The 18,759-nt window shown below is 58.6% G+C and carries 16 protein-coding genes; 9 read left to right on the top strand and 7 right to left on the bottom strand.

Features of this window, described 5'->3' with window-relative positions:
* Window positions 1-181 precede the first annotated feature (181 nt).
* The 4 genes from ACQZ5Y_RS25785 to ACQZ5Y_RS25770 form a co-directional block, all read right to left on the bottom strand.
* Window positions 182-373 carry a hypothetical protein gene (locus ACQZ5Y_RS25785; RefSeq protein ID WP_174060234.1) on the bottom strand — a complete coding sequence of 64 codons (192 nt, stop codon included), beginning with the start codon at window positions 371-373 and terminating at the stop codon, window positions 182-184.
* 130 nt (window positions 374-503) lie between these two features.
* Window positions 504-1,508, bottom strand: a complete 1,005-nt coding sequence (ftsZ, locus tag ACQZ5Y_RS25780; RefSeq protein WP_174060235.1) for a cell division protein FtsZ — start codon at window positions 1,506-1,508, stop codon at window positions 504-506.
* Window positions 1,509-1,565: 57 nt separating this feature from the next.
* Window positions 1,566-2,849 (bottom strand): beta-ketoacyl-ACP synthase II, encoded by a 1,284-nt coding sequence (gene fabF / locus ACQZ5Y_RS25775; RefSeq protein WP_174060236.1) that lies wholly within the window; start codon window positions 2,847-2,849, stop codon window positions 1,566-1,568.
* Between the two features lie 173 nt (window positions 2,850-3,022).
* Window positions 3,023-3,610 (bottom strand): TetR/AcrR family transcriptional regulator, encoded by a 588-nt coding sequence (locus ACQZ5Y_RS25770; RefSeq protein WP_003519277.1) that lies wholly within the window; start codon window positions 3,608-3,610, stop codon window positions 3,023-3,025.
* 98 nt (window positions 3,611-3,708) lie between these two features.
* On the opposite strand from ACQZ5Y_RS25770, the gene ACQZ5Y_RS25765 reads away from it, so the two are divergent.
* Genes ACQZ5Y_RS25765 through ACQZ5Y_RS25755 form a run of 3 tightly spaced genes read left to right on the top strand, consistent with a single transcriptional unit; the run spans window position 3,709 to window position 8,098 of the window.
* Window positions 3,709-4,821 (top strand): efflux RND transporter periplasmic adaptor subunit, encoded by a 1,113-nt coding sequence (locus tag ACQZ5Y_RS25765; RefSeq protein WP_038494733.1) that lies wholly within the window; start codon window positions 3,709-3,711, stop codon window positions 4,819-4,821.
* Window positions 4,821-7,931 (top strand): efflux RND transporter permease subunit, encoded by a 3,111-nt coding sequence (locus ACQZ5Y_RS25760; RefSeq protein ID WP_174060237.1) that lies wholly within the window; start codon window positions 4,821-4,823, stop codon window positions 7,929-7,931. The genes ACQZ5Y_RS25765 and ACQZ5Y_RS25760 overlap by 1 nt, the downstream gene beginning before the upstream one ends.
* Window positions 7,932-7,939: 8 nt before the next feature.
* Window positions 7,940-8,098 (top strand): hypothetical protein, encoded by a 159-nt coding sequence (locus tag ACQZ5Y_RS25755; RefSeq protein WP_174060238.1) that lies wholly within the window; start codon window positions 7,940-7,942, stop codon window positions 8,096-8,098.
* A 202-nt stretch (window positions 8,099-8,300) separates the two neighbouring features.
* Here the strand turns inward: ACQZ5Y_RS25755 and ACQZ5Y_RS25750 are convergent, their stop codons facing one another.
* Window positions 8,301-8,849, bottom strand: coding sequence for a TetR/AcrR family transcriptional regulator (locus tag ACQZ5Y_RS25750; RefSeq protein ID WP_174060239.1), 549 nt, complete (start codon window positions 8,847-8,849; stop codon window positions 8,301-8,303).
* A gap of 112 nt (window positions 8,850-8,961) precedes the next feature.
* On the opposite strand from ACQZ5Y_RS25750, the gene ACQZ5Y_RS25745 reads away from it, so the two are divergent.
* From ACQZ5Y_RS25745 to ACQZ5Y_RS25730, 4 genes are all read left to right on the top strand, one after another.
* Window positions 8,962-9,750 carry an SDR family NAD(P)-dependent oxidoreductase gene (locus ACQZ5Y_RS25745; RefSeq protein ID WP_003519273.1) on the top strand — a complete coding sequence of 263 codons (789 nt, stop codon included), beginning with the start codon at window positions 8,962-8,964 and terminating at the stop codon, window positions 9,748-9,750.
* Window positions 9,751-9,798: 48 nt separating this feature from the next.
* A complete protein-coding gene (locus tag ACQZ5Y_RS25740) occupies window positions 9,799-10,893 on the top strand; it encodes an alkene reductase (protein WP_174060240.1) in 1,095 nt (364 codons plus the stop codon).
* A 254-nt stretch (window positions 10,894-11,147) separates the two neighbouring features.
* Window positions 11,148-11,972: an oxidoreductase gene (locus tag ACQZ5Y_RS25735; RefSeq protein WP_111800170.1), complete on the top strand. Its 825-nt coding sequence runs from the start codon at window positions 11,148-11,150 to the stop codon at window positions 11,970-11,972.
* Between the two features lie 111 nt (window positions 11,973-12,083).
* Window positions 12,084-13,088: a zinc-binding dehydrogenase gene (locus tag ACQZ5Y_RS25730; protein WP_111800169.1), complete on the top strand. Its 1,005-nt coding sequence runs from the start codon at window positions 12,084-12,086 to the stop codon at window positions 13,086-13,088.
* A 40-nt stretch (window positions 13,089-13,128) separates the two neighbouring features.
* On the opposite strand, the gene ACQZ5Y_RS25725 is transcribed toward ACQZ5Y_RS25730, so the two are convergent.
* Window positions 13,129-13,710 (bottom strand): TetR/AcrR family transcriptional regulator, encoded by a 582-nt coding sequence (locus ACQZ5Y_RS25725; RefSeq protein WP_174060241.1) that lies wholly within the window; start codon window positions 13,708-13,710, stop codon window positions 13,129-13,131.
* 217 nt (window positions 13,711-13,927) lie between these two features.
* Window positions 13,928-16,213 (bottom strand): FdhF/YdeP family oxidoreductase, encoded by a 2,286-nt coding sequence (locus ACQZ5Y_RS25720; protein WP_111800167.1) that lies wholly within the window; start codon window positions 16,211-16,213, stop codon window positions 13,928-13,930.
* Between the two features lie 156 nt (window positions 16,214-16,369).
* On the opposite strand from ACQZ5Y_RS25720, the gene ACQZ5Y_RS25715 reads away from it, so the two are divergent.
* Window positions 16,370-17,593 carry an MFS transporter gene (locus tag ACQZ5Y_RS25715; protein WP_111800166.1) on the top strand — a complete coding sequence of 408 codons (1,224 nt, stop codon included), beginning with the start codon at window positions 16,370-16,372 and terminating at the stop codon, window positions 17,591-17,593.
* Between the two features lie 10 nt (window positions 17,594-17,603).
* Window positions 17,604-18,719: an FAD binding domain-containing protein gene (locus tag ACQZ5Y_RS25710; RefSeq protein WP_111800165.1), complete on the top strand. Its 1,116-nt coding sequence runs from the start codon at window positions 17,604-17,606 to the stop codon at window positions 18,717-18,719.
* Window positions 18,720-18,759 lie beyond the last annotated feature (40 nt).

The raw sequence follows: 18,759 nt of genomic DNA, 5'->3' as shown, positions 1-18,759 counted from the left end.
AAAGCCCTCTCATCGTAGAGGGCTTTCGTGCGTTTTGGGCGTTGGATACCGCAAATGAATTGCTGGCGGTATAGCCACGTGGGGCTCTGATAGCGTGCACCTAGGCCTTTGTAAAACACGAGCCGGAACAAGCACTTCAAGCGCTCAGAGCGGCATTCACTCTGTGATCAGGGTTTCCGCGTCACCGACGTGGCTTTGTTTCGGCAGATTCGGGCAAGGTCGCAGGCAGGCGTTTTCTATCTAAAGCCTCCGTAGCTGCCTCGAGCCGAGCCACGCGCTTTTCCAAGGAGAAGAGATAGTCCCCCTGCAAATCATCGATACCGAGGAATGCTTCTTCCCATAGACGCCATTTTTCTAAGAAGTGCTTCAGCATGTGCTGTTTCCTCTCGATCGATTTCACTGGAATTTTCTATGACGCCCTGTCTTGGGCCGGGCGGTAGCAGACACGCAGGCACTCTCAAGTCTGCAAGGACATGCTCGCTCGAGGGTGCAAAGGAGCAGGCTCACCCCGTGCGCTCCGCAAGAAAGATCACCTCTGCCGGTTGTCGCAATCCGCTCGCGACAACGGACACTTTCAGTCGACCCGCAAGCGCATCGTCGAACGTCGCGCCGATCACGACATCGGCGGTAGCGTCGACCTCTTCGCGCACGCGCGTGGCTGCTTCGTCCACATCGAACAGCGTCATGTCCGGTCCACCGGAAATCGAGACGAGGAGCCCTTTGGCACCTTTGACCGATGTGTCGTCAAAAAGCGGATTAGCAATCGCTGCTTCGGCGGCAGCTCTTGCACGGCCTTCGCCTGCCGCCTCTCCCGTGCCCATCACAGCTCGGCCCATACCGCGCATCACTGACCTTAGGTCGGCGAAATCGAGATTGATAAGCCCTTCCCTGACAATCAGATCGACGACGGAGCTGACGCCTGCATAAAGAACCCGATCCGCCATTTCGAAAGCCTCAGCAAACGTCGTTGCGGCATCTGCCACCCGGAAGAGGTTCTGATTTGGGATCACGATCACGGTATCCGCGCTTTCGGCTAGACACTCTACCCCATGTCGGGCCATTCGCATTCGATGTATGCCCTCAAATGCGAATGGCATTGTTACCACGCCGACCGTCAGTATTCCTGCCTTCCGCGCAGCTCGAGCTATAACAGGCGCGGCGCCCGTTCCAGTGCCGCCCCCCATGCCTGCGGTCACGAAACACATATGCGTCCCGGTCAGATGTCCCATGATTTCGTCGATCGTTTCTTCGGCCGCCGCTTGTCCGACCTCGGCGAGTGATCCGGCCCCAAGCCCGCCAGTCGCGATCAGGCCGAGTTGCACAACTCGTGGAGCTTTAGACATGGAGAGAGCTTGTGCATCGGTGTTTGCTGCAATGAATTCTACCCCTTGCAGCTTCTGCGCCATCATGTTGTTGACCGCATTACCACCGCCGCCGCCGACGCCTATAATGGCAATCCTCGGTTTGAGGTGCAGTATGTCCGGTGTCGTGCCCAAGGTTTGGTTCATTGACGTTCAAGTCCCAAGCGAAAACAGTTTCAGCGTGTGGTGGCGCGACGGTGATTCTCAGCCAGCGCCGTTTGCCTTCGGCCACCGCCGGAACACTGCGCTCGCATTGACACCGCCAAAACCGAAACCATTGGATATTGCGAATTCAGCGTCTAATTGGCGCGCGTGGTTCGCCACGAAATCGATGCCTTCGGCTTCCGGATCCGGAGCATTCAGGTTGAGAGTTGGCGGCGCAATCTGGTGCTGGAGTGCCAGAATGGTGAATATTGCTTCCAATCCTCCAGCCGCGCCAAGTAGGTGTCCTGTTGCTGACTTCGTCCCGCTGACAGCGACAGTCTTCTCGGAACCAAAGATACTTTTGATGGCCCTGATTTCGCCGAGGTCTCCGACCGGGGTCGAGGTGGCGTGGGCATTCAGATGACCTATTTCGCGGGCGGAAATGCCTGCCTGCGCAATGGCGATCTCCATGGCTCTTTTGGCACCGTTCCCGTCTTCTGGTCCTGACGTGATGTGATGAGCGTCGGCTGTCGTGCCGTAGCCGACGAGTTCGGCAATTGGTGTAGCGCCGCGAGCAAGCGCATGGCTCAGGGATTCAATGACAAGCATGCCCGCTCCTTCGCCCATGACAAAGCCATCGCGTGATGTGTCGAAGGGGCGCGATGCCTTGTCTGGTGTTTCGTTGAAAGCAGTCGACAGAGATCTGGCGGCTGCAAAACCTCCGAGGCTGACGATGTTCATGCAGGCTTCTGTTCCGCCGCATATCGCAATTTCGGCTTCATTTGACCGAATAAGCCTCGCAGCATCGCCAATTGCCTGAACGCCGGCGGCGCACGCGGTTACCGGTGCACCTAGAGGGCCTTTGAAGCCATGACGGATTGAGACATGCCCGGCTGCGAGATTGACCAGAAACGACGGTATGGTGAAGGGCGAAAGGCGACGGACACCGCGTTGATCGACGGTGCGGACCGCTTCGGTTATCGCAGGAAAGCCGCCGATACCGGACGCGATAATCGTCGCGGTCCTCAGCCGTTCCTCATTCGAGGTCGGCTTCCAGTTTGCTTGTGCAAGCGCTTCTTCCGCGGCTGCCAGTGCAAATATGATAAAACGGTCGACCTTGCGTTGGTCCTTCGGAGCCACAATGGTGTCGGGATCGAAGCCGCCCTCGGGATCTTCCATCAATGAGGGGACAACGCCCCCGATTTTCGATGGCAGGTCCGCCACCACGTCGTCACCCAGCCGTCGAATACCACTTCGACCCGCGAGCAGGCGCGACCAGGAGATACCGACATTCGCTCCAAGGGGACTGACAGCTCCCATTCCTGTGACAACGATACGACGCATGTTTTACACCTGTTCTTCGTTTAAATTGGCATGCCTTCGGCATCCCGACCGACGGTGCGGTCAGGGCCTGTTCTCCGGATATGCAGTTTCTTCAGTGCCTAAATCGCATCCGCCCGAACCCGACGCGGCGACTGCGTTTGGCTTTTGTTTTCCCTAGCTACCGAGCGCGATCCTCAGGCCGCATGATCAGCGCCTGCGATGCGCCTGATTTCCTCCGCCGCTGCGTCGAGGATTCCTTGAGACGTATTCTCGTCTTCCATGATCCGAGACAGGGTAACGGCGCCGACCATGAGAGACAGGATCGCCATCGCCTTGCCGCTGGGATTGGAGCTTCTGGTGTCATCAAGCAGTTCGTTGAGCACCTCGAAGTGAGCGCGTATCCCATCCTCGAATGGACGCCTGACTTCTTCACTCTGCCGAGTAGCGTCCGACCCCAGTGCCACCAGGGGGCAACCTTCTGCCTTTTCTCCACGGTGGTCCTTGGACAGATAGAACGCCATCACTGCTTCGAGAGGATCGGAACTGTCCGCAGCCGCTTCAGACCATCTGCGTGTAGCGCTTTCCATCGCGCGCCTCGAAGCCTGGGCTGCAAGATCGTCCTTCGATGCAAACTGCTTGTAGAACCCGCCTTGAGTGAGTCCTGCACCCTTCATCAAATCTTTCAGGCCAATGCCATCGAATCCGTGCTCGCGAAACAGACGGCTGGCAACGTTGATCACCGTCTCCCGATTTTCCTCGGCTTGTGCCCGGCTCACTCTCATATCGACCTCCGGTTAGATTTCGTTTGACATTTATAACGCATATAGATTTAGATCGCAATCTAAATCATTTGCACCGCTGGTCAAGAAGAGAACTTACAATGAAAAGCAAACATGTCCTGACTGTCGTGGGTCTTGTCGCAGCGGCTGGGGCCGCCGCCTTTTTCCTCGTTTCTGAAACCCCAAAACGGGAAGCCGAGGCCGCAGACCCAAGGACGGCTTCACCACTGGTAAGGATTGCGGAGGCGAAAAGGACCGGCAGGGCCGACCGGTCATTCACCGGGACGGTCGCATCGCGCGTTCAAAGCAATCTCGGATTTCGCGTTCCCGGTAAAATCGTGGAGCGGCTGGTCGATGTCGGTCAGCAGGTCAAACAGGGCCAACCGCTGATGCGCATTGATGAGACCGATCTTCAGCTTGCACTGACAGCAAAGCGGAATTCGGTCATATCAGCGCGTGCTATTCTGCTTCAGGCGCAAGCCGATGAGAAGCGCTATGCGGCACTGGTCAAGAATGGCCTGGCGGCCACGCCCCAGCGTTATGAACAGGCAAAGGCGGCTCTCGATACAGCGACAGCACAGCTCGCGGCGGCCGAGGCCGAAGCGGAGGTTGCCGAGAATGCGGCAACCTACACCACTCTTGTTGCTGACTCGGATGGAACGGTCGTCGAAACTCTCGGTGATCCGGGACAAGTGGTCGCCGCCGGCCAGACGGTTGTTCAACTCGCAAAGGCGGGCCCTCGCGAGGCGGTCGTCTGGCTGCCTGAGACACTGCGACCTAAGGTGGGATCGGAAGCACAGGCCAGTGTTTATGGAAGCGACGGGCTTAGTGGAAACGCCAGACTGCGACAAATCTCCGATTCGGCTGATCCTCAAACGAGAACCTATGAAGCGCGTTACATTCTTGAGGGTGATGCGGCCTCAGCACCGCTTGGCGCCACTGTAACAATCAGAACACCGGATGCCGAACGCCAGTCGGAAGTCACCGTGCCCGTCGGCGCCATTCTGGACGACGGTAATCGCACAGGTGTGTGGATCGTTGACGGCGCAACGTCAAAGGTGAAGTTCACCCCGATTAAAGTTCAGCAGATTGGCGAGGAGACGGCATTTGTCACGGGGATCGGCACCGGGGAGCAGGTCGTTGCCCTCGGCGCGCATCTTCTCGACGATGGCGCAACCGTCAGGATTGCCTCGAGCCAAGAGGTGAAAAACTAATGCGCTTCAACCTGTCAGCCATCGCGGTTCGCGAACGCGCCATCACCCTGTTCTTTATCGTGCTGCTGGCCGCAGCCGGCGTCTACGCTTTCGTCAAGCTGGGGCGCGCCGAGGATCCGTCCTTCACCATCAAGACATTGACGGTCACGTCAGTCTGGCCGGGTGCAACAGCGCGAGAAATGCAGGACCTCGTCGCCGAGCCGCTTGAGAAACGTATTCAGGAACTGACCTGGTACGACCGCGTCGAGACCACAACGAGGCCAGGTTACGCTTTCCTGACCGTCACCCTCAAGGATAACACGCCGGCAAGTGCGGTTGCAGAAGAGTTCTATCAGGCGCGCAAGAAGCTTGGCGACGAAGCCCGCAATCTCCCCCCGGGCGTCATGGGCCCATTCGTCAACGACGAATATTCTGACGTGAGTTTCGGCCTCTATGCCCTGAAGGCAAAGGGAATGCCGATGCGCGATCTCGTTCGGCAAGCGGAAGTCATCCGCCAGGACCTCCTGCACGTGCCTGGCGTCAAGAAAATCAATATCGTCGGCGAGCGCCCCGAGCAGATTTTCGTCGAGTTCTCCTATGCGAAGCTCGCGACACTCGGCATATCCGCGCAGGATATCGCTTCTGCGTTGCAGCGACAGAACACGGTCACGCCTGCGGGTTCAATCGACACACGAGGCCCACAGGTCTTTATCCGCTTCGACGGAGCTTACAACAGTGTGCAGGCGATTGCCGACACGCCGATCGTTGCTGCTGGACGAACCCTGAAGCTCTCCGATCTTGCAGAGGTGCGACGCGGTTATCAGGATCCCGCCACGTATATCATCCGCCACGAGGGTGAACCGACAATCATGCTGGGTGCGGTGATGCAGGCGGGATGGAACGGTCTTGATCTCGGCAAGGCGCTTGAGGCTCGCTCTGCCGCCATTGCGCAAACGTTGCCGCTGGGGATGACGCTTACCAAAGTCAGCGACCAGGCCGTCAACATCGATGAAGCCGTCGGCGAGTTCATGCTCAAGTTCGCGATGGCGCTTGGCGTGGTTCTGTTTGTCAGTCTGGTGGCACTTGGCTGGCGCGTTGGTATTGTTGTCGCTCTTGCTGTGCCACTCACCCTTGCGGTGGTCTTTCTCATCATGCTGGAGACCGGGCGCTTCTTCGACCGCATCACGCTTGGCGCTTTGATCCTCGCGCTTGGCCTTCTAGTTGACGATGCCATCATTGCCATCGAAGTGATGGTGGTGAAGATGGAGGAGGGCATGGACCGCATCAAGGCGGCCGCCTATGCCTGGAGCCATACGGCAGCGCCGATGCTGTCCGGCACGCTGGTCACGATCATCGGGCTGATGCCCGTGGGTTTTGCCAAGTCGACCGCAGGCGAATATGCCGGTAACATCTTCTGGGTCGTGGGCTTTGCGCTCATCGTATCCTGGATCGTCGCCGTCACCTTCACGCCCTATCTCGGTGTGAAGATGTTGCCCAACATCAAGCCGGTCGAGGGCGGTCATCACGCCATCTATGACACGCCGAATTATCGCCGTCTGCGCTCCGTCATCGAGTTCGCTGTCCGCCATAAGTTCATGGTCTGCGCCGTGGTCGGCATTTCCATGGCCGTTTCGGTCGTTGGAATGGGCGGCGTGAAACAACAGTTTTTCCCGACGTCGGATCGGCCTGAGGTGCTGGTCGAGGTGCGCATGCCCGAGGGCACGAGCATCGAGGCGACGACATCTGCGGTGAAGAAAGTCGAGGACTGGCTGCAAACTCAGCCTGAGACCAATATCGTCACGTCCTACGTAGGGCAGGGCGCACCCCGGTTCTTCTTTGCCATGGCACCGGAACTACCTGACCCTGCCTTCGCCAAGGTCGTCGTGCTCACACCCGATGCCCACGCACGTGAAGAACTGAAGCATCGCCTTCGTGCAGCTATTTCGGAGGGTCTTGTTCCTGAAGCGTCCGTCCGCGTCACCCAGCTTGTGTTTGGTCCTTACACGCCGTTCCCGGTCGAGTTCCGGATCATGGGTCCCGATCAGGATGAACTCTATAGGATTTCTGAGCAGGCTCTGGCGATCATGAATACTATACCCGATGTTCGCCAAGCCAACCGTGACTGGGGCAACCGAACACCCGTTCTGCGATTTGTGCCCGACCAGGAGCGGCTCAATCTGATTGGTCTTTCTCCATCGGAGGCAGCCCAGCAGTTGCAGATGCTGCTCTCCGGCATCCCCGTTACGCAGGTGCGCGACAATATCCGCAACGTGCCCGTCGTCGCTCGCAGTGCTGGCGAAAACCGCCTCGATCCGTCACGTCTTGCCGACTTCTCTCTAATGAGCAGGGATGGCCGTCAGGTTCCGCTGGATCAACTCGGGCACTCCGAAATCCGGTTTGAAGAACCTATCCTGAAGCGTCGTGACCGCACGCCTGTCATCACGATCAGGTCTGATATCAACGAGGCGACGCAGCCTCCGGAGGTTTCCCAGCAGGTTATGAAAGCTCTGCAGCCACTCATCGCGTCGCTTCCCGTTGGATATCGTATCGAGATGGGCGGCAACATCGAGGAGTCTCTCAAGGCGAATACGGCACTCGCTCAGGTTTTCCCGGTGATGATTGCTGCCATGCTGATCGTCATCATTCTGCAGGTTCGCAGTCTCTCGACAATGACAATGGTGATGCTGACAGCGCCGCTTGGTCTTGCCGGGGTGGTTCCGACCCTGCTCCTGTTCAATCAGCCTTTCGGCTTCAACGCCATTCTCGGCTTGATCGGACTGGCGGGTATCCTGATGCGCAACACGCTTATCCTGACAGAGCAAATCAAGGAGAACAAGGCGGCAGGGCTCGATGATTATCATGCCGTTATCGAAGCGACAGTGCAGCGGACACGACCCGTGATCCTGACGGCTCTCGCGGCTATCCTGGCGTTCATACCTCTGACCCACTCAGTATTCTGGGGGTCGATGGCCTATACCCTGATCGGTGGAACGGCAGCAGGCACGGTGATGATCCTGCTCTTCCTTCCGGCCCTCTATGCTGTCTGGTTCCGGATCAAGCCACCCAAGGCAGGTGCCGAAAAAGAGACGGTCGAGCACGTAGGGCAGCCACTGGCGCTCGCGGCAGAGTAGGGGCGTCCATGCGTGCCGGCTCAAGCCTGAAGCGTGATGTGACGGCGGCGTTCAAGGGCAGCAGGAGCCGCAACAATGCGGGGCCGCACACCATCTGGCCGAGCACCGTTGAAAGGCTGGGATTTTCCATCTCGTCCACATCCGGACCGATCTTCCGCCTGGACTAGTAACACGGAGACAAGATCCCGGCACCTATGCCGGGATCATCACTGCGCCCGGCTCCAATGCTGCGCGAGATCAAAGCTTTGCTTTGCTACCGATTGCCCACACCGCGCCAACTGGAATGTTGAAAAACGCAGAACCTCCAATCGCATTTGGATGAAGCTTCCGTGGGAGGTTATGCCGGTACGCGTCGTCGTTTTTTGCGGACTAACTGACGCTGTTGTCGATCCATGCGCGCGTCTGTTCCAGAATCTCGTCCGATAGTTCCGGATCGTCGATTGCCCGGGCGAGTATGACCGCCCCAACCATGGCCGCCCAGCTTCCTATCGCTGTGCGCCGGCGATCTGCCGGGTCCAGTTGCGGGAGTGCCTTTTCGATCCGGCTGATCTGCGCACGAAGGCCTTCTGTCATGGCGGAGCGCGCCGGCGGCGTCTGATGGCGAATTGCTGCAGCGAGACCGGCGGTTGGGCAGCCACCGGCAGCGTTGTCGCGATGGCGAGGCGCAAGATAGGATTTGACGAAATCGCTGAAGTTGCCTCCTCCGACGCTATCTGAAGCAAGGGCATGGGCAAGGGTCTCCGCGACCAGATCGTCTTTTGAACTGAAATGTCCATAAAAGCCGCCGTGAGTAAGACCGGCTGCCTTCATCACCTCCGCAACGCTGACGGCATCGAACCCCTTGTCGCGAAACAGCCGGCTGGCGACATCCAGAATCCGGCGACGGTTTTCCGCCATCTGTTCTCGGCTGACCTTCATTTTCACAATTCTCCCAACATGGTCGTTGACATTTACATGATGGCTATCATATTTAAATCCAATCATGACGATTGTCATGAATATAGGTTCCATCACAGAAAAGAGCAATCCTATGAGCACAAATCCTGCAGTCCTCATCACCGGCGCCTCCACCGGTATTGGTGCAACCTATGCCGATCGGTTTGCGCGGCGCGGCCACGATCTCGTGCTGGTCGCCCGTGACGTGGCGCGAATGGAGGCCGTTGCAAGCCGTCTGCGACAGGAAACCGGCGTGGCCATAGACATCGTCCAGGCGGATCTCACGCAACTCGCCGATCTTGCGAAAGTAGAGACGAGACTGCGCGACGATGACAGCATCGGCATCCTCGTCAATAATGCCGGAACGGCCATCGGTGGAACGTTCATCGAGCAGAGCACCGACGACATGGCCCGGCTTGTTGCACTCAACTCGACTGCACTCGTTCGCCTTGCCAGCGCAATTGCTCCTCGACTCGTCAAGAAAGGTGAGGGTGCAATCGTCAACATCGGCTCCGTGGTTGGTCTGGCGCCGGAGTTCGGCATGACGGTCTACGGCGCAACCAAGGCCTTTGTCCTCTTCCTGTCTCAGGGGCTTAGCCTCGAGCTTGGACCGAAGGGCGTCTACGTTCAGGCTGTTCTTCCCGCCACGACTCGAACCGAAATCTGGGACCATGTCGGCGCCGACGTCAATGCACTGAACAACGTCATGGAGGTGGGCGATCTTGTGGATGCGGCTCTGGTCGGCTTCGACCGTCGCGAGCCGGTGACCATCCCGCCGCTTCCCGATGCCGGTCAGTGGGAAGCCTTTGAAGCTGCGCGCAAGACCATGCTGGCCAACTTCGGCAATGCGCTGCCAGCCGAACGGTACCGCACCGTCGCTTGAGCAGACCGCGCAACCCATACCGCTGCGGCGGCAACACATAGGCAAATCATGACTAAAAAGACGCTTTTCGAACCCTATACGCTTGGCTCCTTGACCCTTTCCAACAGGATCGTCATGGCGCCCCTGACGCGCAATCGTGCCGGTTCGGGCTTTGTCGCAGGTGACCTGACGGCTGAATATTACGGCCAGCGTGCTTCGGCCGGGCTCATCATTTCCGAAGCCACGCAAATATCACAGCAGGGGCAGGGATACCAGGACACGCCCGGTATCTATACCCAGGCGCAGATCGAAGGCTGGCGCAAGGTCACCAGTGCGGTGCACGAGAAGGGTGGCCATATATTCCTCCAGCTCTGGCACGTCGGTCGCATCAGCCATGTTGATCTCCAGCCGAACGGCGCAGCGCCGGTTGCCCCTTCAGCCATCCGCGCCGAGACAAAGACGTTCGTCAACAACGCCTTCGTGGACGTTTCGCAACCCCGGGCCCTTGAACTGGAAGAGCTTCCTGGGATCGTCAACGATTTCCGTCAGGCAGCAGCCAACGCCATCGAGGCTGGTTTCGATGGTGTCGAGATCCACGGGGCCAACGGCTATCTGCTTGATCAGTTCGCCAAGGACGGTGCCAATGTTCGCACAGACGCCTATGGCGGCTCTGTCGAAAACCGTGCGCGCCTCATGCTGGAAGTCACGGCCGCGGTTGTCGAGGAAATCGGCGCTGCACGCACCGGCATCCGCATCTCGCCGGTCTCGCCCGCCAATGGCATTTCGAGTACTGATCCGCAGGAGCAGTTCGATTACATCGTCGATCAGCTCGAAGCCCTTGGCATCGTGTACATTCATGTCGTCGAGGGTGCCACAGGTGGACCGCGCGATGTCGCGCCATTCGACTTCGGATCATTGCGCCGTCGCTTCAGCAAGACCTATATCGCCAACAACGGCTATGACCTCGAACTGGCGACTTCGCATCTTACCGAGGGTCGGGCGGATCTGATCGCCTTCGGCCGGCCGTTCATTGCCAATCCCGATTTGGTTGAGCGATTGAAAAGCGATGCGCCGTTGGCAGAGATAAACCCGGCTACGCTCTACGGTGGCGGTGCCGCGGGTTATATCGATTACCCCTCTTTGGCGGCAGCTGCCGGGCGTTGACTACTTTTGGGGTCGCTCGCTGGTGCGGCCCCATCAAATCAGTGTGCTGTGCCTGATCCGTTGCGGATTGGTGCCGGGTCCCGACACTGAAGGGTTACCCTTTCCCTCACCAAATGAAAGTCACACTTGACTTTAATGATGATATATATCATTAAAAATCATCAATGATGATGATAATCATCATAAAATTAGTGTCGTAAAACCATATGCCTTGGCGGCAATCCATGGTGATACCGAAAAGAGAGAAAGACGCTATGGCGACGTTTGCTACCAAGAGACAGAAGACCGCCTTTGTGACCGGGGCTTCCAGTGGGATTGGCAAGGCGGCCGCCACGGCTCTGGCCCGGGCAGGCTACCGGGTGATTGGCACGAGTCGTAAGGCTGCACCTGACGAGACACGTGATGGCATTCGGATGATTGCTTGTGACGTGACTTCCGATTTGTCTGTCTCGGATGCCGTGGCGCTGGCGCATCAGGAACTTGGCCGTATCGACCTTCTGGTCAACAATGCCGGTTACGCCCTGTCCGGGGCGGCCGAAGAAAGCTCGGTGGATCAGGTTCGTTCGCTGTTCGAAACCAATTTTCTGGGTGTCGTTCGGGTGACCAATGCCGTGTTGCCGATGATGCGCCAACAGGGCTATGGCAGGATATTGAACATCGGCTCTGTCCTGGGCTTAATACCCGGTCCTTTTGGAGCCTATTACTCGGCCAGCAAGCACGCCATTGAGGGCTATTCGGAATCGCTGGACCATGAGGTTCGCCAGTTCGGCATCCGTGTCGCCGTGATCGAGCCTTGGGCAACGAAAACCTCGATCGAGGCCAATTCTCCGCAAGGCGACCGTCCGGTTGCAGCCTATGGCCAGACACTGGCCAGATACCGCACGGCGTTTGACTTGGCCATGGCGACCGGCGACACGGCGGATGATGTTGCGGCCACCATCCTGATGGCGGCGCAGGACAAGGCGCCGCGGTTGCGCTACCCCTCCGGCAAGGCGGCCCGGCAGACCTCGTTTGCCCGGCGTTTCCTGCCGCGCGCGCTGTTTGATCGAACCTTGCGCAAGCAATTCAACATCGCGTGAGCGAGAATGATGGCCACGGCAGGGCCTTCCAACAACATGCTCAGTTCGCGCTGAAAGCCTTGGCTTTTTTAGCCATCTGAGCCGATAATATTTTTACACTGGAGAACGTCCGTGAAAGCCTTCGTTGTCGACAAATACAAAAAGAAGGGCGCCTTGCGTCTGGCAGACATGCCCGAGCCCCGGATGGGCGCGAATGATGTTCTGGTTCGCATTCAGGCCACGGCGATCAACCTTCTGGATTCCAAGGTGAGGGACGGCGAGTTCAAGCTGTTCCTGCCCTATCGCCCGCCCTTTATTCTGGGTCACGATCTAGCCGGAACGGTTGTAAGCGTGGGCGCGAATGTGCGGCAATTCAAGGCTGGGGACGAGGTTTACGCCCGCCCGAGGGATCACCGGGCCGGTACCTTTGCAGAGTTCATCGCAATTGACGCCGCCGATGTAGCGCTGAAGCCCGCGAGCCTTTCGATGGAGCAGGCTGCATCCATACCGCTGGTTGGACTGACCGCCTGGCAGGCGCTGGTGGAGGTCGGCAAGGTCAAGCCCGGCCAGAAAGTGTTCATTCAGGCTGGTTCCGGTGGGGTTGGGACCTTTGCCATCCAGCTTGCCAAGCATCTCGGCGCCACGGTGGCCACCACGACCAGTGCCGCGAATATTGACCTGGTCAAAAGCCTCGGCGCCGATGTGGTGATCGACTACAGGACGCAGGATTTCGAACAGGTGCTATCCGGTTATGATCTGGTGCTGAACAGTCAGGATGCCAAGACGCTGGCCAAGTCGCTGAATGTTCTGAAACCGGGTGGTCGGTTGATATCGATCTCGGGGCCGCCGGATGTTCCCTTTGCCAGATCTCTGGGGCTGAACATGTTCCTGCGCTTGGTGGTACGGATGCTGAGCCGGGGCGTGCTGAAGAAGGCGAGAAGCCGGGGCGTCTTGTATTCCTTCCTGTTTATGCGCGCGGAAGGGCAACAACTTGCCCAGATCGCCAAGCTGATCGACGCCGGCGTGATCCGTCCGGTCGTGGACAAGGTATTTCCCTTTGCTCAGACGGCGGAGGCCTTGGCCCATGTCGAGACCGGGCGCGCCAGGGGCAAGGTCGTTGTGAAGGTCGCAGACTGAGTTCGTATTTTGCAGGAGATGGGGTCGCATGGCTGCGGCCCTATTGCTCCCGCCCGCCATTTTCGACAGAGGCCCGGCAATCGGCGCGGCAAATATCAAGAATTTCATCCGCCAGGGCCGATGCGTCCGGGCAGGCCCGCGATAGCACGATGGCCCCGACAGCTTGCGCCATAATACTGATGGCTTGCGTGCGGGCATTTGAGCCGGCGGGCTGGTTCGCCGCAAGATTGCTCTCCAGCGCGTCAACAAGGCGCTCGATGCCTTCGCCGAAAACAGCTCTGGTTTCGTTTGGCAGCCGCGCTGCTTCCCCGCTCAGTGCGGCGGCCGTGCAGCCTTGGCCACGCGCATCACGATGCGTGCGCGAGATGTAGGCGTCGATCATCTCGCCCAAATCATACCCGGCATAGCGTGCCAACGTTTCGGAAAACCCTTTGGCGGAGGCTGCTGCTATGAGCGCCTCCTTCGAGACGAAGTGGTTGTAAAATCCACCATGGGTCAGGCCCGCACCCTCCATCAGGTCAGCCACGCCAACGCCATCGAACCCTCGTTCGCGAAACATCCCGGATGCAATCGCAACAATCCGGTCATGATTTTCCTGCTTCTTTTCCTTGGTGATCCGCATGTCCGAACCCTTTCGACGGCGCCGTCTCCATGATGTTGGATATCATCATGGATTGAGAGTATTGCTGACGATTATCATTAATAATGCGCTCAACACAAGGAACACGTCGTATCGGCTACTAATTTTCCGTCCTTCGCCGCCGACATCTTGTCGCTGGCTGCAACGAAGCTTCTGTTTCTGGGAAGCTGGCCCGGATTGTTAGTAAAATCAAGCTCGGTTACGTGGATCGGCGTATCCTCACTGGAACGCCCTTATATGCTGGGGTCCCGGATTTCCTGTCGTAGTCTGCGAGCGCAATGACCTGGTTCATTTCGGGGTAATAACCTGCTACCGAGCCGGGCGGAATATTGTAGGCAACGGCGGTAAATCCGGTAGCGGTTTTGGCGCCACTCCCGCAAATTGCTTCGACATCGATGAGGTCTCCGTCTCTTAGTCCCCGCGTTTCAAGGTCCCGCTGGTTCATGAAGATGACGTCGCGGCGGCCGTAGACACCACGGTAGCGGTCGTCGAGGCTGTATATGGTGGTGTTGTACTGGTCATGACTGCGCAAGGTGGTCAGCACAAGGGCTTCGGGGTCGTGCAAGCGTGTGTCCTCATCAAGTCCCGGTGCGACGAGAAATTCGGCCTTACCGGACGGCGTATTCCACACACGATCAGAAGCCGCGACCGTGAGCCGGAAGCCTCCGGGCGTTTTCACGCGCGTATTGAAATCATGAAAATCGGGAAATACGATTTCGATCTTGTCGCGGATCTGCTCATAGTCGCCGGCCATCCCGTCCCAGTCGATGTCGTGCCGGTTACCTAGCGTCGCCTTGGCCATGCCGGCAATGATCCAGGGTTCCGAGCGCAACTCATCGCTTGGCGGTTTGAGGAAACCGCGCGACGCGTGCACCATCGACATGGAATCCTCTACCGTGACGGATTGGCGCCCTGTCGCCTGAATATCCAGATCCGTCCGGCCCAGAACCGGCAGGAGGATCGATGTCTTTGCCAGCAGCAGATGCGAGCGATTGAGCTTTGTCGCAAGATGAACGGCCAGATCGAGTTTCCGCATGCCCGCGAACGTCGCTTCAGGATCGGACATGGCGACAGCAAGATTGCCACCAAGGCACACCAACGCTTTCGACCTGCCCTCAATGATGGCCTCGATTGCCTCTACGGCGTTATGGCCCTTTTCACCAGACGGGCGGAAACCGAAGGCTTTTTCCATGCCAGCAAGAAGAGCCTCATTGGGAATTTCAGTGATGCCGACGGTCCGGTCGCCCTGAACGTTGGAATGGCCGCGCAGGGGACAGATACCGGCGCCTGGCCGGCCTATATTGCCGCGCAGCATCAGGAAATTGGCGAGTTGCTGCACATTGGCCGTGCCATGGGCATGCTGTGTGATGCCCATGCCATAACAGAGAATGACGTTTTTCGCCTTGAGGTAGACATCCACGGCGCTATCGAGCGCTTCCAGTGACAGGCCGGATTTCTCGATAATCTCCGGCCATTGCGTCTGGTCGATATCGGCTTGCAGGGCTTCAAGGCCAATCGTATGCGCCGCGATGAAATCGCGGTCGATGACGCCGGGTCCGCCAGCTTCGATATCGGCCGCGTCCCGCTCGAAGATGCGCTTCATCATACCCTTGAGTGCGGCAAGATCGCCGCCGGTACGAACCTGATGATAGGCAGACGCGATCGGCGTGGATGACATCGTCGCCATTTCGATCGGATCCTGCGGGGCTGCAAACCGCTCCAGCGCCCGCTCCTTTAGTGGATTGAAGACGACAATCGGCACACCCCTGCGGGAGGCCTCATGTAATGTCGTCATCATGCGCGGATGGTTGGTGCCGGGATTGTGCCCGAACGAAAAGATCGCGTCGGCATGATCGAAATCCTCCAGCGTTACAGTGCCCTTGCCGACACCGATCGACAGGGGCAGACCGACGCTGGTGGCTTCGTGGCACATGTTGGAACAGTCGGGGAAATTGTTGGTGCCATAGGCGCGAACGAAGAGCTGAAAGAGAAACGCTGCTTCGTTGGAGGCACGACCGGACGTGTAGAACTCGGCCATATGAGGGCTGGGAAGGGCGTTCAATTCCGAGGCAATACGCGCGAATGCGGCATCCCATTCGATCGGCACGTAGCGGTCACTGGCATGATCATAGATCAGCGGATGCGTCAGGCGCCCCTGATCTTCAAGCTTGTGGTCGGTCCATTGCCAGAGATCAGTCACCGAATGAGCGGCAAAGAAATCGGGGCCAACGCGCTTGGCCGTCGATTCCCAGGTGATCGCCTTTGCTCCGTTCTCGCAGAACTCAAACGAACTTGTGTGCTTCGGATCGGGCCAGGCGCAGCCGGGACAATCGAAGCCTTCGGGCTGGTTTGCCTTTAACAATGTCGCCGCGCCCTCGGCGATGATCTGCTGGTGAGCAAGGGTTTTGGCGACGGCTTTTAGTGCGCCCCAGCCACCTGCTGGCGCTTTGTAATGCTCTATCCCATCCGGCCGCTTCTCGCTCATCACAGTCTCCCTTCAGCGTGTTTGAATAAATCTAGCATCGAACGCATCAGTACGAACCTAGACCGATGTATAGGTCCAGGTAGACGTCTATCGAATGTGCGGCCAACGAGATTGAGCATATTTTGCCCAGATCAAGATTGGCGGTGGAACAGTATCATGGAAAAGACAGGACAGATGCAAGCCGGGGCGGCAAGCGCCACCCACAATGATGCGATCGGACAAGTTGCGCTTCTGGCCATGGCCGTCGCGGGCGGTATTGCCGTCGCAAACATCTACTACAATCAGCCGATGCTCGGCCTTATCGAGGCGGATTTCAGTCGGCAGCCAGTTACCGGCATGGTGCCCACCGCAACGCAACTCGGTTACGCACTGGGGTTGTTCCTTTTACTGCCGCTCGGCGACCTCGTTAATCGCCGCCGGATGATCATTGGGCAATTCGTGGTGCTTGCCGCCGCGCTCGCGCTGGCTGCACTGGCGCCGACGGCCTGGATGCTGGTTGCAGCATCGGTCATGGTTGGAGCATGCTCGACAGTCGCCCAGCAGATCGTGCCCTTTGCGGCATCGCTGGCCGCGCCCGAAAAGCGCGGCGCCACAATCGGCACCGTCATGGCAGGCGTATTGTCGGGCATATTGTTCAGCCGCACCCTGTCGGGCTTTGTGGGCGAACACGCCGGCTGGCGGGAAATGTTCTGGATCGGCGTACCGCTCGCCCTGCTCGCCGCGGGCCTCATGTTTGCGGTCCTGCCGCATCATCGGCCAACCTCGACTTTGCGATATCATCAGGCGCTCCGGTCGCTTGGCCAGCTATGGAAACGCCACCCGGCCTTGAGGGCAGCGACTATCATCCAGGCGTTTCTGTTCGCGTCGTTCACGGCCTTCTGGACCATCCTCGCTCTCTATCTGGCGGGGCCAGAATTTCAGCTCGGTGCCGATGTCGCGGGTCTGTTTGGGATCGTCGGTGCGGTCGGCATATTTGCAGCGCCTCTGGCAGGAGTTGTTGCCGACAGACGGGGACCGCATTTCGTGGTCTGGATGGGCGCCGGATTGACGATCGCCGCCTGGCTGATCTTCGGGGTCTGGGCATCGATCGTTTCCTTGGTTGTGGGCGTCATCGTGCTTGATTTCGGCATACAGAGCGCGCTGATTTCTAACCAGCACATCATCTATGCCCTGGATGCCGATGCGCGTAGCCGTCTCAACACGGTCTTCATGACTGGCATGTTTCTGGGGGGTGCCACAGGTTCGGCGATGGCGACACTGGCCTGGGGGCAGGGCGGCTGGCTCGTCGTCAGCCTTCTCGGCGCGGCGTTCGGCCTCGCAGCCTTCGCGGTGAAAATATTTCATCATCGCCGGCATTCGCTGACGGTTGTCGGAAACTGAGGGCGGAACGATGGAAAAGCTACGTATAGGAATCGTCGGCGGTTCGCTTGCCGGCCTCTTCGCTGGCATCATGTTACAACAGGCTGGCCACGATGTCCGCATCTACGAGCGATCGAAGAGCGGTCTTGCAGGTCGGGGAGCGGGCCTCGTCGGTCAGAGGGACCTGCTGCACATTCTCCGGCTGATTGGCTGCGAGCATGTCGCCCGTATCGGCGTGGTGGCTAAGGAACGCATCTATCTCGATCAGGACGGACGTATCGCCCAGACCGTTAAGGCGCCCCAGACCCAGATCTCCTGGGACTACCTGTTCGAAACTGTCGCTTCCCGCATCGCTTCAGGAAGCTATGTGTTGGGTCGGGATGTCGTCAAAGTGCTGGATGGCGAGAGTGGCGCGGAGCTGATTTTTGGTGACGGTACGCGGGTGAATGCCGATCTGGTTATCGGTGCCGATGGCCTTGGTTCGGTGGTGCGCGCAGCGGTCAATCCCGGAGACACTCAAAACCGCTATTCCGGCTATGTCGCATGGCGTGGATTGATCCCGGAAACGAGGCTTCCAACGGCAGCTAATCTGCTTCTCGACCGGTTTGCCTTTCATGTCAGGCCGGGCGTACATGCGCTCGGTTATCTTGTCCCGGGCTCGAAGGGCGAAATGGACATCGGCAATCGCCGATATAACTGGGTCTGGTATCGCAAAGTGCCAGCAAGCGAACTTGCCCACACGTTCACCGATCTGGATGGGCGAACGCATGCATTTTCGCTGCCGCGTGGTGGCTTGTCGAGCGACCGTCTGGAGGCGTTGCGCGTCGATGCGCTGCAGATGCTTCCGCCGCAATTCGCCCAGGCGGTCGAGGCGGAGCCAAGCCCCTCTATCCAGGGCATTTTCGACTACGAGTCGCCCCGCATGACGGGCCGTTCGGTCGTCCTCATCGGCGACGCCGCCTTTGTCGCGCGTCCGCACACCGCGATGGGCGTGTCGAAAGCAGCGGGCGATGTCATGGCGTTGAGCAACAGCCTGGAGTCCGAGGTTGACCTTCCCAGTGCCCTGCAGCGGTTCGAGGATGATCGCATCGCGGTTGGCCGGGAAATCGTTGCTTATGGCCGGCAACTCGGTGCGTCGGCTATCTGAGTATCGACCGGCTGCCTGTCACGGTACTCAAGAACGATAT

The organism is Agrobacterium sp. A3-95, from assembly GCF_053521785.1.
The sequence above is the reverse complement of the archived record's forward strand: the minus strand, read 5'-3'. Positions and strand labels throughout refer to the sequence as shown.